At 63.0% G+C, this 12,177-nt stretch carries 10 protein-coding genes and 1 tRNA gene; 3 read left to right on the plus strand and 8 right to left on the minus strand.

What is annotated here, in order from left to right; all coding sequences use genetic code 11:
- Nucleotides 1-8: 8 nt before the first annotated feature.
- A complete protein-coding gene (locus PYR64_RS19555; protein ID WP_018778460.1) occupies nucleotides 9-263 on the minus strand; it encodes a cell division protein CrgA in 255 nt (84 codons plus the stop codon).
- Between the two features lie 206 nt (nucleotides 264-469).
- Here PYR64_RS19555 and PYR64_RS19560 point away from each other — a divergent pair, with 206 nt between their 5' ends.
- The gene (locus PYR64_RS19560) at nucleotides 470-1,249 is read left to right on the plus strand and encodes a class E sortase (RefSeq protein WP_051088516.1); all 780 of its coding nucleotides are present in this window, start codon (nucleotides 470-472) and stop codon (nucleotides 1,247-1,249) included.
- Between the two features lie 170 nt (nucleotides 1,250-1,419).
- Nucleotides 1,420-2,061 carry an aminodeoxychorismate/anthranilate synthase component II gene (locus tag PYR64_RS19565; RefSeq protein WP_039239007.1) on the plus strand — a complete coding sequence of 214 codons (642 nt, stop codon included), beginning with the start codon at nucleotides 1,420-1,422 and terminating at the stop codon, nucleotides 2,059-2,061.
- 50 nt (nucleotides 2,062-2,111) lie between these two features.
- Here PYR64_RS19565 and pknB read toward each other — a convergent pair whose 3' ends face one another.
- Genes pknB through PYR64_RS19600 form a run of 7 tightly spaced genes read right to left on the minus strand, consistent with a single transcriptional unit; the run spans nucleotide 2,112 to nucleotide 11,698 of the window.
- The gene (gene pknB, locus PYR64_RS19570; protein WP_275777131.1) at nucleotides 2,112-4,022 is read right to left on the minus strand and encodes a Stk1 family PASTA domain-containing Ser/Thr kinase; all 1,911 of its coding nucleotides are present in this window, start codon (nucleotides 4,020-4,022) and stop codon (nucleotides 2,112-2,114) included.
- Nucleotides 4,023-4,028: 6 nt separating this feature from the next.
- Nucleotides 4,029-5,885, minus strand: a complete 1,857-nt coding sequence (locus tag PYR64_RS19575) for a protein kinase (protein WP_018778456.1) — start codon at nucleotides 5,883-5,885, stop codon at nucleotides 4,029-4,031.
- Nucleotides 5,882-7,339 (minus strand): penicillin-binding transpeptidase domain-containing protein, encoded by a 1,458-nt coding sequence (locus PYR64_RS19580; RefSeq protein WP_026267267.1) that lies wholly within the window; start codon nucleotides 7,337-7,339, stop codon nucleotides 5,882-5,884. Before PYR64_RS19580 ends, PYR64_RS19575 begins: the two co-directional genes overlap by 4 nt.
- Nucleotides 7,336-8,763 carry an FtsW/RodA/SpoVE family cell cycle protein gene (locus PYR64_RS19585; RefSeq protein WP_018778454.1) on the minus strand — a complete coding sequence of 476 codons (1,428 nt, stop codon included), beginning with the start codon at nucleotides 8,761-8,763 and terminating at the stop codon, nucleotides 7,336-7,338. Before PYR64_RS19585 ends, PYR64_RS19580 begins: the two co-directional genes overlap by 4 nt.
- Complete coding sequence (locus PYR64_RS19590) at nucleotides 8,760-10,460, minus strand: PP2C family serine/threonine-protein phosphatase (RefSeq protein WP_064722333.1); 1,701 nt, start codon at nucleotides 10,458-10,460, stop codon at nucleotides 8,760-8,762. Before PYR64_RS19590 ends, PYR64_RS19585 begins: the two co-directional genes overlap by 4 nt.
- A gap of 3 nt (nucleotides 10,461-10,463) precedes the next feature.
- Nucleotides 10,464-10,952 carry an FHA domain-containing protein gene (locus PYR64_RS19595; protein ID WP_018778452.1) on the minus strand — a complete coding sequence of 163 codons (489 nt, stop codon included), beginning with the start codon at nucleotides 10,950-10,952 and terminating at the stop codon, nucleotides 10,464-10,466.
- Entirely contained in the window at nucleotides 10,949-11,698 is a 750-nt protein-coding gene (locus tag PYR64_RS19600; RefSeq protein WP_039239012.1) for a DUF3662 and FHA domain-containing protein, read from the minus strand. Before PYR64_RS19600 ends, PYR64_RS19595 begins: the two co-directional genes overlap by 4 nt.
- A gap of 372 nt (nucleotides 11,699-12,070) precedes the next feature.
- Between PYR64_RS19600 and PYR64_RS19605 the strand changes: the two genes are divergently transcribed.
- A tRNA-Leu gene (locus PYR64_RS19605) sits at nucleotides 12,071-12,153 on the plus strand.
- Nucleotides 12,154-12,177 lie beyond the last annotated feature (24 nt).

The following is a 12,177-nucleotide window of genomic DNA, read 5'->3' on the forward strand; positions in this document are numbered from 1 at the left end:
CGGAATTCCTAGGAGCGCCAGCGCGTGGTCATGAGGAACCCGACAATTGCAATTCCGAAGCCGGCCACGATGTTCCAGGATGCCCAGTCGCGGACCGGGAACTGCCCTTCAGTGATGTAGAAGGTGATGATCCACAGGAGGCCGAGGATCATCAATCCAAACATGACGGCCTTGTACCAAACCGGGTTGGGCTTGTACTGCTGCGTGGCCGAAGTCTGTGGGGCCTGGCGGGCAGGCCGCTTGCGGGGCTTGGACTCGGGCACGGATCCTCCTGGACTGTTCGGTTGATACCCGTCCCTGCCGGCCTTGATATCCTGCAGGAAGGAAATTTCCAGCGGTTAACGGCCACACGGCGTTCCGGGTTGGTTCTAGCTGTCAAGTCTAGCCGCAACTCGGGATACGCCCGCGACGCCCGCGCCCTATATGAGGAGACCCTGTGGCGCACCAGCAGACGACGGCGGCATCAGCCGTGCCGTCCGCCAGCCCGGGGCAGGAACGGCGGCCCCGAAAGCGTCGACGGGCCTCGGATGTTATCCGTAAAATCAGCCAGATCTTCGGCGAACTCCTCATCACAGCCGGGATAGTCCTGCTGCTGTTCGTTGGCTGGGAATTGTGGTGGACAAACGTGGAAGCCGATGCCAAGCAAACGGAAGCGGTGAAGAGCTTCGCCCAGGAATTCACCGGCCCGGTAGCTCCGGCGGCGCCGGTGGGTCCGGTGGACTATGGCCCTCCCGTGGTGGGCAAGGCGCCCGGCAACGGCGGAACCATCGGGATCATGTACATCCCCCGCTTCGGCCAGGACTATACCCGCCCCATCATTGAAGGCACGGGTTCGGACGTCCTGGACACCTTGGGATTGGGCCACTACGGAACCACCAGCATGCCTGGAGCTCCCGGCAATTTTGCGGTCGCCGGCCACAGGCAAACGCACGGTGCGGTCCTGGACAACATCCACACGTTGGTTCCCGGTGACAAGATCTACGTCCAAACCGCGGATGGCTACTACACCTACGTGTTCCGCAACAATCAGATTGTCCTGCCGGACCGTACCGACGTGCTGATGCCCGTGCCTACCCAACCGGGGGCAACCCCCACGGAAAGTTTCCTCACCATGACCAGCTGCAATCCCCGCTTTGGTGCACAGGAACGCATCATCGCGTACTCAGTGCTGGATGGTTGGCAACCTGCCTCGGCAGGGCCGCCGTCGGAAATAGCCGCCCAAGTAGCCCGCGCCCACGGAAAGGGGTAGCAGATGTACGCATGGATTTTCCGGAACTTGCCCGGTCCGCTGTGGGTACGGATCCTGACCTCACTGGTTCTGGTGGGTGTGGCCCTTGTCTTGATGGTCGAGTTCCTCTTCCCCTGGTTTTCCCAATTCACCACATTGACTGACTCAACGATTGGTTTAGTGCAGCAGCCATGAGCACAACAAAGATTTTGGTAATAGATAACTACGACAGCTTCGTCTACACACTGGTGGGCTACCTTCAGGAACTGGGTGCGGAAACAACGGTCGTCCGTAACGACGACGTCACGCTTGCCGAGGCCATCGAACTGGCCGCAACGCGGGACGGCGTATTGGTTTCCCCCGGGCCCGGGACCCCTGCAGAAGCCGGCGTGTGCATTGAGCTGATCAAGTGGTGCGGTGAGGCCTCCAAACCCATGTTCGGTGTCTGCTTGGGACACCAGGCCCTCGCTGAGGCCTACGGCGGAGTGGTGACCCACGCGCCGGAACTCATGCACGGCAAGACATCACCCGTGCGGCATGAAGGCAAAAGCGTCTTCGTCGGCCTGCCCTCGCCCGTTACGGCAACGCGGTACCACTCACTGGCGGCGGTTCGTGATTCCATACCGGACGTCCTGGAGGTCACAGCGGAGACGACGAACGGTGTAGTGATGGGTCTTCAACACAGGACCGCTCCCCTGTGCGGTGTCCAGTTCCACCCGGAATCAGTGCTCACCGAGGGCGGGTACCAGATGTTGGGGAACTGGCTCGAATCCCTGGGCATGGCCGGTGCCGCCGAACGTGCCTCCAAGCTGAGCCCGCTCATTAAGCAATAACTGCCGGTAAACACTTACCCGGCGGGACGGCGGATCCGCCCCGCAGCAGGCTATTTCTTGGTTGTCGTCGGTGTAGGCTTCGGCGTCGGCGTGTCCGTAGTGGGTGTTGGAGTGGGAGTCGGGGTCGGGACAGGCGCGGGAGCCTTCGCAACAGTAACGGTGACCAACTTGCCCTGATCTACCTCGCTGTTGAATACCTCGCTTTGTGCCGTGACCTTGCCCGGATCCACCTGCGAGTTTTCCTGTTCCACTACCTGCATGGTCAAGCCGTTGGCCTTCAGCGCCGCTTCGGCCTCCGCCACAGGCAGGCCAATGAGTTGCGGCATCAGGACCTTGCCCGATGAGATCTGCAGCTCCACCTTTGAGGACGTAGCTATGGGTCCGCCCGGCGCCGGGGCTGTGCTGATCACCTGGCCCATGGGTACCGTCGGGCTGTGCGTCCGGACACTGGTGATGGTGCCCGTGATACCAAGTTCCCGCAGGGCGTCGGTCGCGTTTGCTTCCGTGCGGCCCACGATATCCGCCGGTATGGTCACCGAACTCGGACCGCTGGAGACCTTGAGGATCACTTCGCCGTCCTGGGGCACCTTGGCGCCCGCTGCGGGCGAGGTGCCAATGGCCATGTCCTTGGCCACAGTATCGCTTGGCTCGCGTACGGATTTCGGTACCAGCTTGAGCGAGTAGAGCTTCTGGATCGCTTGGGATTCCGACATGTTGGCCACCACCGGAACCTCGATCTGTGCAGGTTCGGCCGGCTTGGCGTTCATGAGGTTGTAGAGCCAGAACCCGCCGCCGGCCAGTACCAGGATAGTGAAGATCACCAGGGTGGAGATCCACGCTCGACGCCGGGACTTCTGCTGGGCGGGCCGCTCACGTTCCGCTGGGAGGCCCAAAGGAAGGGGGTCCTCGTGCTCGTGGTCCAAGGTCTCGTCCTTGAACTGGTCCACGTCCAAAAGCCCCACGGCGGTAGTGCTCAGGAGCTGCGTGGCGGGATCTTCCTGTTCCACGAGGTCGTTGGGATCTGTGGGGGCTTCGCTTGCCGGGAGTGCAGGCACGGGAATGCCGTTGCTGGCTGCCCGGAGGGCCCGACGGAAGGCCGCTGCGTCCTGGAAGCGGTCAGTACGGTTTTTCTGCAGTGCCTTGACCAAAACGGAATCCAGCGCCTCTGTGATATCCGGGTTGTGGATGCTGGGCAGTTCCGGGGTTTCCCGGACGTGCTGGTAGGCGACGGACACCGGGCTGTCACCAACGAACGGCGGCCTGCTGGTCAGCAGTTCGTACAGGAGGCATCCAGCCGAGTAGAGGTCGCTGCGGGCGTCCACGGTTTCGCCCCGGGCTTGTTCCGGGGAAAGGTACTGCGCGGTGCCAACGACTGCCTGTGTTTGGGTCATGGTGGCCGCGGAATCTGCCATGGCCCGGGCGATTCCGAAGTCCATGACTTTGACGTCGCCGGTATCCGCACACACCATGACATTGGCCGGCTTGATGTCCCGGTGCACGATCCCTGCCCGGTGGCTGTACTCCAGGGCTGAGAGGACACCCAGCGTGTAGCCGACGGAGTCCTCTACGCCCAGTTCCTTCGCCTTGATCATGTCCCTCAGGGTGCGGCCCGAGATGAACTCCATGACGATGTACGGAACGCGGACATCCTCTCCGGGCCCACCTGGAACGGAATATTCTCCGGTATCGAAAATAGCCACGATGGAGGGGTGGTTAAGCGCCGCGACGGCTTGGGCTTCACGCTTGAAACGGGCCTGGAACTGGGGATCGCGGGCAAGGTCGGCACGCAGGACCTTTACGGCGATGGTTCGGCCCAGGAGGGTATCTGTTCCCTTGTAGACGTCAGCCATGCCGCCACGACCGATCAACTCACCGAGTTCGTAGCGTCCATTGAGGATGCGCTGTGAAGACACAGGTGTGCTCTCCTCTCGATGCGCGGGGCCGGGACGTGGCGTAGACATGGTGGCTTAGCGGCCTGTAGGGGACGCAGAGCTGGACGGCTTGGGGTTGCCGCTGGGAGTGACCGGATCCGTAGGGATGAGCTCCTTGGACAGGTAGTAGGTCACCGTGGACCCTGCGGGTACCTCGGTGCCGGCGGCAGGCGAGGAACGCACGAACGTGTTCGGGCCCTGGCTGATGCTTCCGTTGACGTCCTCGCCCCTCACGTATTTAAGCCCTGCCCCCTGCAGGGCGCCCTGGACCTGGGTTTCGGAGACTCCCTGACCGATGTTCGGGACCGCAACCATTTCGGGTCCCTTTGAGTAGGTCACCGTGATGGTGGTCCCCGGGTCAACAGGACCTGTGGGGTTGAGGCTGAGAACCGTCCCGGGTGTTGCCGGATCGAAGACCTCCTGGCCGTTGACGCCGAGGCCGAGGGAACGCAGCTTGGCACTGACCGTCTCGAACGGCTGTCCCTGGAATTCCTCCGGGATGATGTTGATCTTCTGCGGCGTCGACTGGGTGGGCGACGGCGCTTCAGAGGTTTCCGTAGGAGTAGGAGTCGGCGAGGACGACGTCGATGAGGACGACGGGCTGGCAGAGCGGCTCGGGCTCGCGGAAGTGGACTGGCTCGGCGAAGGGGTGGGCGAGAAGAACCCCGACTGGGAAATCAGGAAACCGACCAGCGCGAACAAGACCAGGAGGATCAACGCAACAAGGGGCCACGTCCAGGGGCTGCGCTTCTTGCGTTCCGGTTCCTGATCGTCGTAGCGTTCGTCATCGCTGTAGATGACCTCTTCGTCGTCGTTCAGTTGCCGTTCCGCCTCGAGGGCGTTGGCTCGTGTCAGTGGGTTGTCCGCGGATGCCGCAGCGGCTCCCACGGCAGCTCCGGCGGCGCCGGCGCCCAGCACCGGAAGTGCGGAGGTCGCCGTCGAGGATTGCTCCTTGCCGTAAGGTGAGGCGACGACGCCGGTGGGTGCCGTTGCGGTGTCGACCGGCGCCGTGATGGGGCCGGTTGAGTCTTCGAACAACAGCATTCCCGGCACAGCGGCATGAGCCGTGGCGATGTCGCCGTTACGGATGGCTTCAGCTGCTTCGGCAAGCTTGATGGCGTTGGCCGGCCGGTTCTTGGGGTCCTTGGCAAGCATGGACATCAAGAGGGCACGCACGGGCGTAGGCAGCGTCTCCGGCAGGGGCGGCGGTGCGTCATTGACCTGCGCCAAGGCGATGGCGATCTGCGATTCCCCGGAGAACGGACGGTGACCTGTGAGGCATTCGTAGCCGATGACGCCCAGGGAGTAGATATCCGAGGACCCGGTGGCTGTCTGGCCGGTTGCCTGCTCAGGTGCCAGGTACTGGGCGGTGCCCATGACCTGGCCGGTCTGCGTCAGCGGAACCTGGTCCGCCAGGCGGGCGATGCCGAAGTCGGTGACCTTGACCCGGTTGTCCGGTGTGATGAGCAGGTTGCCGGGCTTGATATCGCGGTGAACCAGGCCTTGCGCGTGAGCCACGGCAAGGGCCCGGGCCGTCTGGGCAATGATGGAGAGCGTCATGTCCGGGGACAGCACCTGTTCGCGCTCCAGGATGCCGCTCAGGGGGTGGCCTGGCACGAGCTCCATCACCAGGTATGCCGAGCCGGCTTCCTCGCCGTAATCGAACACGTTGGCGATGCCCACGTGGTTGAGGAGGGCGGTGTGGCGCGCTTCGGCACGGAAGCGCTGCAGGAAGCCGGGGTCACCCGTGTATTCCTCCTTGAGCACCTTGATGGCGACGATCCGGCCAAGGATCTGGTCCTTGGCCTTCCAGACCTCGCCCATGCCGCCAATCGCAATGCGACTGGTCAGCTGGAACCTGCCGCCGAGTGTGATTCCCGAAGTAGGCCTCACTTATTCAACACCGCCTCAAAAATCTTCTTTGCGTTCGGACTGGTTAGCTGGGCACCGCTGAGCACGTCCACACGTTCCATGACAATGGTGACGGCTACTTGCGGGTCGTTTGCCGGGGCGAACCCGGTAAACCATGAGTTGTTCAAACCTGAATCACCGAGTTCCGCCGTGCCGGTCTTGCCGGCCACCTTGATGCCGGGAACGGCTGCGCCCTTGGCAATGCCGTTGTCCACTGCGCTGGTCATCCATTCGGTGATCTGGCCGGCGATCGGCTGCGTGGTGCTGGTGCGGAGTGCTTCAGGCTTTGTTTCGCTGATGACGCGCAGGTCAGGAGCACGTACTGTCTGCACCAGGTTCGGCTTCATCTGCACGCCGCCGTTTGCGATGGCTGCCGTCATCATGTTGATCTGCAGCGGAGTAGCTTTGACGTCGCGCTGGCCCACGGACGACTGGGCGAGCTGTGCCTGGTCCAGGTCCCTGGGGAAGACGCTCTTGGCCTGCTGGAGCTTGAGCTGATCTCCGAAGGTTTCACCGAATCCGAACTTTTCGGCCTGCTCACGGATGGCGTCCTGGCCGAGGTCCAGGGCAATGCTCGCGAACGGCGTGTTGCAGGACTGCTCCAGGGCAAAGGCGAACGACGCCGTCTCCCGGACGTTGCAGTTGCCCCCGGCATAGTTGGGAAGGCTGGCATTGGAACCGGGAAGCGGGAGGCTGCTCGGGTTCGGCAGCTCGCTGTCCTTGTTGTACTTGCCCGAGTTCAACGCCGCGGCCGTGTCAATGAGCTTGAAAACCGAGCCGGGAGAGAGCAGGTTTCCGGTGGGACCGCTGACGTTCTGGTTCAGGTTGATACCCGGGATCTGGTTCAGCTGGGCCATGTTCGCCTCTGCAGCGGCAGTGTCGTGGGTGGCAATCAGGTTGGGGTCGTACGACGGCTTGGAGACCATCGCCAGGATGGCTCCCGTCTTCGGGTTGGTGACCACGATGGAACCCCGCTGGCCGTCCGGAATGAGGTCGTACGCCAGCTTCTGGATGGCAGGATCAAGGGTCAGCTCCACAGAAGCGCCCTTGGGTTCCTTGCCCAGGAACATCTGGCTGATGCGGTCCAGGAACAACTGGTCCGAGTTACCCGCCAGGGTTTCCCCCATCGACTGCTCCAGCCCGGTGGATCCGAAGCCCCTCGAGAAGAAGCCGGTGACGCCCGCATAAAGCTCCGGCTGGGGGTACGAACGCTGGAAGGCGCAGGACTCGGTTCCGGGGACGGACTCTGCCACCGGTTTCCCGCCAACGATGATGGCACCGCGTTCGTTGCAGAACGTGGCGAGGATGGCGCGCTGGTTCCAGGGATTGGCGTTGAGGTCGTCCGCGCCAATGACCTGGACGTAGCTGATGGCGCCGAAAATCAACGCGAACATGGCGACGGCGGCCATCCACGAGCTGCGAATCGCTTGGTTCATTGATGCTTCACCGCCTCAGTTGGTGCGCTTGGTGTCTGGCCTGTTGGAGTCTTGACTGTCCCGTGGGAGCTGGTGGTCGGGGGTTTGTTGACCATGGGTGTGGTGTCAACCGGTCCGCGGGCCGTATTGGAGATCATGAGCAGCAGCCCGACGATGATCCAGTTGGCCAGCAGGGATGAACCTCCGGCGGCCAGGAACGGGGTGGTCAGGCCGGTCAACGGGATGAGCCGGGTGACGCCGCCGATGACCACGAAGCACTGCAGTGCGATCGCGAACGACAAGCCGCACGCCAGGAGCTTTCCGAAGGCGTCGCGCGTTCCCAGGGCTGCGCGGAAACCGCGGGTGAAGAGCAGCAAATAGAGCATCACCACGGCGAAAAGGCCGATCAGGCCCAGTTCTTCGCCGATGAGCGCCACGATCATGTCGCTGTTTGCGAACGGAACCAGGTCCGGGCGGCCCTGTCCCAGTCCTGTTCCCACCAGGCCGCCGTCGGCCATGCCGAACAGGCCTTGGACGATCTGTCCACTACCGCCGGGAGACCTGCCGAAGACCTCCGGGGTGAAGGCGTTGATCCAGCTGTCGATCCTGAACGCGACGTGGGAGAAGATCTTCGATGCGATGAAACCGCCGCCGAGGATCAGGGCCAGGCCAATAACGACCCAGGAGATACGGCTGGTGGCCACGTAGATCATCACGATAAAGAGGCCGAAGAAGAGGACGGACGATCCGAGGTCGCGCTGGAAGACCAGGACGCCGATGCTCACCAGCCAGGCGGTGATCATCGGACCCAGGTCCTTGAAGCGGGGGAACTGCATGGGACCGATCTTCCGGCCGGCCAGGAGGATGAGGTCCCGGTTGGACGACAGATAACCCGCGAAGAATATGGCCAGGGTGATCTTGGCGATTTCACCAGGCTGGAAAGTCATGGGGCCGATGCGGATCCAGACGCTGGCACCGAGCACCTCACCGGCGGAGATGCCGGGCACCAGAGGAAGAATCAGCAGCAATGCACTGGCCGCCAACGAGATGTAGGTGAAGCGGCGCAGGATGCGGTGGTCCTTGAGGAACCAGATCACGGCGATGGAAACGGCCATGGCAATCAGCGTCCACCGGAGCTGGTTGTTGCCGGTGTCGTCGCCAGGGCCGTCCATGCGGTGGATCAGGGCCAGGCCCAATCCATTCAGGGCCACCACGATGGGAAGTATTACCGGATCGGCATATTTAGCGCGGAGACGGAGCACCACGTGGAATGCAAAGGCGGCTACGGCGAGCAGGCTCGATTGGAACCAGAAGTCGCTGTCCAGTCCCAGATCCGAGTTGAGGCTGACCAGTGCGCTGGCGCCGATTCCAACGGCAAGTGCCAGCACGATGAGCAGAAGCTCGACGTTCCGGCGGGGCTTGGGGGCGGTTTCAGTCTGGATCATTTTGCCCCCTCACAGGGAGTCGGAACGGGAGATGGCGTGGGGCTGGCAACGGCTGCCGTGCTGGGTACCGGCACTGTGGCCGTAGCCGACGGCGAGGGCGTTGGAGTCGCCGTGCCGGTTGGAGTCGGGCTGGGGCAATTGGCCGAGGCGCTGCCGTACTGTTTCAGGTTTTCCACGATGAGCTGGGCGTCGTCGAGGTCCCCGGCAGGAACGGTCTGGCGAACGCTCTGCTGGCCATATTCAGGCAAGGAATCCACCCTGACATCGGTGACGGCTTCCAGCCGGGAAAGCTGAATGGGGCCGAGCCGTTGCGAGATGCCGTTGAAGATGGCAACACGCTGATCGTATTCACCCACGTAATAGCGTGTCTGGGTCCAGGCGTAGCCAAGCCACAGGCCGACCACGACGCCCAGAACCAGGAATGCGGCGACGGCGGGCATCAACCAACGGATGCGCCGTCGTGGCGGCTCTTCGGCCTCCGCGCGGTCCTGCTCTGCTTTGTGCGTCAGGACTGTGGCAGCGCGACGGGCCACCGTGCGGCCGGCAACGGTAGGAATGGAGCCTGTTTCAGCAGCCGTTGCCGCGGCGCCAACGAGCTCATGGGGGCGGCTGGCCAGTTCCTCGCGCAGGACTTCGGCTGACAGATGCTCACCGAGGTGGGGATCGGTGGTCGCAGGCGGTTCGGTGGAGGAATCCGAAGTCCCGGACGTTTCGTCCGCCTCGTCCGATTCCTTCGTCCTGGTGCCGTCGTCGGAAGCCGATCCTGCGTCCGGCTTCCGGTCAGCTTCCGACTTCGAGGCGCCCTCGGCCGCATCTCCGGACGGCACCTCATCGGGGGACTTGGTGGCCGTCACCGCTTCAGGCTCATCGACGGCGGCAAGCGCAGCGGCCGGTACGACGTCGACGGCGGCCGTGTTGACGTCGTCGACCGTCTCCTCGACGATTTCCAACATGACAACCGTGACGTTGTCCGGGGCGCCCGCTTCGAGCGTGAGGTCTACGAGGATCTCGGCGCATTCGCGAAGGTCCTTGGTCTCGCGGACCATGCGCTCCACGACGTGCCCTGCTACGTAGTTCAGGCCATCAGAGCACAGCAGCCAGCGTTCGCCGGGTTCGACGTCCAGGACGTCCAAGTCCAGCTCAGGGCTCGCGTCAACATCGCCAAGCACGCGCATCAGGACGTTTTTATGGGGATGGGTCTCGGCTTCCTCCGGACGGAGGCGTCCCTCATCGATCAGGCGCTGGACGAACGTGTGGTCCACGCTGATCTGCTCGAACTTCTTGTTGCGCAGGCGGTAAGCGCGGGAATCGCCGATATGCGCGAAGTGGAGCTTGCGGTCCTCAAGGAGCAACGCCGTGACCGTCGTACCCATGCCTGACAGCTTGGGATTCTGGTGGACGAGCTCTGAGAGCAATGAATTGGCGGTTTGGATCTCGTCCGCCAGGACGGTGTCGGCGCCTTCAGGGTAGTCGTCATGATCCAGGTGGATCATGTCCAGGACCGTCGAAGCGGAGGCGACATCGCCGCCCGCGTGCCCGCCCATGCCGTCGGCGACCACAGCGAGATGGCGGCCCACATAAGCGGAGTCGTCATTCTTGGAGCGGATCCGGCCGACGTCGGAACGGGCCGCGTAGCGCATGATCAGCGGGCGCTCCGCGGGCTTTTCCTTGTCCTCGGGGGTCTCAGAAGAGGCCATGGACTATGGCCTCAATTCAATGACCGTCTTGCCGATTCTCACGGGGACACCGAGCTCCACCGGCAACGCACGAGTGAGCTGCTGATCGGCCAGGTAGGTGCCGTTCGTAGAGCCGAGGTCCTCAATGAACCATCGGCTGCCCTGCGGGAACAGACGCGCATGCCGACCGGAGGCGTAGTCATCCTCCAGGACCAGGGTGGCTTCCTGCGCGCGTCCGAGCAGGATGGGGCTGGCCGCCAGGGGAACCGTGGTGCCCTTGAGGGGACCCTCAGTGACCACCAGGTTGCGGGCATGCTGGATGGCCGGCGGTGGTGTGGCAGCCAGTTCAGGATGCTTGCGGACTTCACGTGCCGTAGGAACGCCGGTCACTGCCTTGCGTCCGATCTGGAAGTCGCGGCGCATGGTGGACACAATGCTGAAGATCAGGACCCACAGCAACAGGAGGAAGCCGAAACGAAGCGCTGTAATGGTCAGTTCGCTGACATCGTTCACGCGTGGCCACCCGGGGTCTGGGGGAGGAGGCGGAAAATAATCTTGGTACGTCCCATCGTGATGGTTGAGCCGTCTGTGAGCTCCACGCTGCCGTTTACCTTATGTCCGTTGACGTAACTGCCATTCGTGGAGCCGAGGTCAACAGCCCACGTGCTCCCGTTCTCGGTGCGTACCTCAAGATGCTTCCGTGAAACCCCGGTGTCGTCCACCAGGATGTCGGCTTCAGAAGAGCGGCCGAGCACCACGCTGGCTGCATTGAGGGAGTATCGCTGACCGCTGATGTCCAGGACAGGCTGGAGGCGAATTGGCTGCCGTGCGGGGGCTGCGGGAACGTTGGCCCGCGGAGGCTGCGGAGCAGGAGCTGCGTCGCCGGAGGACTTTTCGGTCCGGGAAGCAATCTCGAAGTGGCCGGCCCGTTCCTCCTCATTGCGACGGAACGAGATCCTGACCGCGCCTTGGAGCGTATAGCCCTGGCTGCGAACGTGTTGGATAACGACGTCGCACAGTTCCTCAGCGAGGGGCGTTCCCCATTCCTGGGCCCGGGCGAAGTCCTCATCGCTGAGCAGGACATCAAAAACGTTGGGAGCAAGCGTGCGTCCGGCGGCGATGGTGATGGACTGATTGTCCAGTTCCCGCCTCAGCTTGCTCGCGATCTCCACTGGCTCAACCCGTGCCCGCGACCCCGTGGAGAAGACGTTGCGGACGGCCTTTTCAATGCCGCGCTCGACTTTGTCCAGCAAACCCATGTTCCTTCTCCTTTCCTTGCCGCGGCACCTGCTGTGCCTGTCCGATAGTCCTGCAATTGGTCCGACTGTGCACACACCAAAGTGCGCGCCCCACGGCCCTTCCTCTTCCCGATACTACTGGGACTGACTGGGAATGACCTTAATCCACAACGCCTTGCGCCACGGAAAAGTTCGACGGCGGCCCTTGCTGGCGGGGCTCGCAGGGGTTGAAAATCCCTTGAAGTTCTGCGGTTTCCAGGCCGTCCACCGCCTTTCCGGAGGGTCCCTCCCAGCCCGATTGGTGTTTTGCTCCGGATGTCCGTTATGCTTGATCTCGCTGCTTTTGAAGGAAACGAAGCTGGGAGACCAGCGAAGTCCGGAAAAAGAAGTTGCGCGCGAGTGGCGGAACGGCAGACGCGCTGGCTTCAGGTGCCAGTATCCGAAAGGGTGTGGGGGTTCAAATCCCCCCTCGCGCACGCAATCGAAAGAGCCCCGGTCTT

It is taken from the genome of Paenarthrobacter sp. Y-19 (genome assembly GCF_029223985.1).
GTDB classification, from domain to species: Bacteria; Actinomycetota; Actinomycetes; order Actinomycetales; family Micrococcaceae; genus Arthrobacter; species Arthrobacter nicotinovorans.

What these genes read in the sequence shown, in the direction of transcription:
- PYR64_RS19565 (WP_039239007.1), top strand. Translation starts at nt 1,420, where the DNA reads ATGAGCACAACAAAGATTTTGGTAATAGATAACTACGACAGCTTCGTC.
- pknB (WP_275777131.1), bottom strand. Translation starts at nt 4,022, where the DNA reads ATGTCTACGCCACGTCCCGGCCCCGCGCATCGAGAGGAGAGCACACCT.
- PYR64_RS19580 (WP_026267267.1), bottom strand. Translation starts at nt 7,339, where the DNA reads ATGAACCAAGCGATTCGCAGCTCGTGGATGGCCGCCGTCGCCATGTTC.
- PYR64_RS19585 (WP_018778454.1), bottom strand. Translation starts at nt 8,763, where the DNA reads ATGATCCAGACTGAAACCGCCCCCAAGCCCCGCCGGAACGTCGAGCTT.
- PYR64_RS19590 (WP_064722333.1), bottom strand. Translation starts at nt 10,460, where the DNA reads ATGGCCTCTTCTGAGACCCCCGAGGACAAGGAAAAGCCCGCGGAGCGC.
- PYR64_RS19600 (WP_039239012.1), bottom strand. Translation starts at nt 11,698, where the DNA reads ATGGGTTTGCTGGACAAAGTCGAGCGCGGCATTGAAAAGGCCGTCCGC.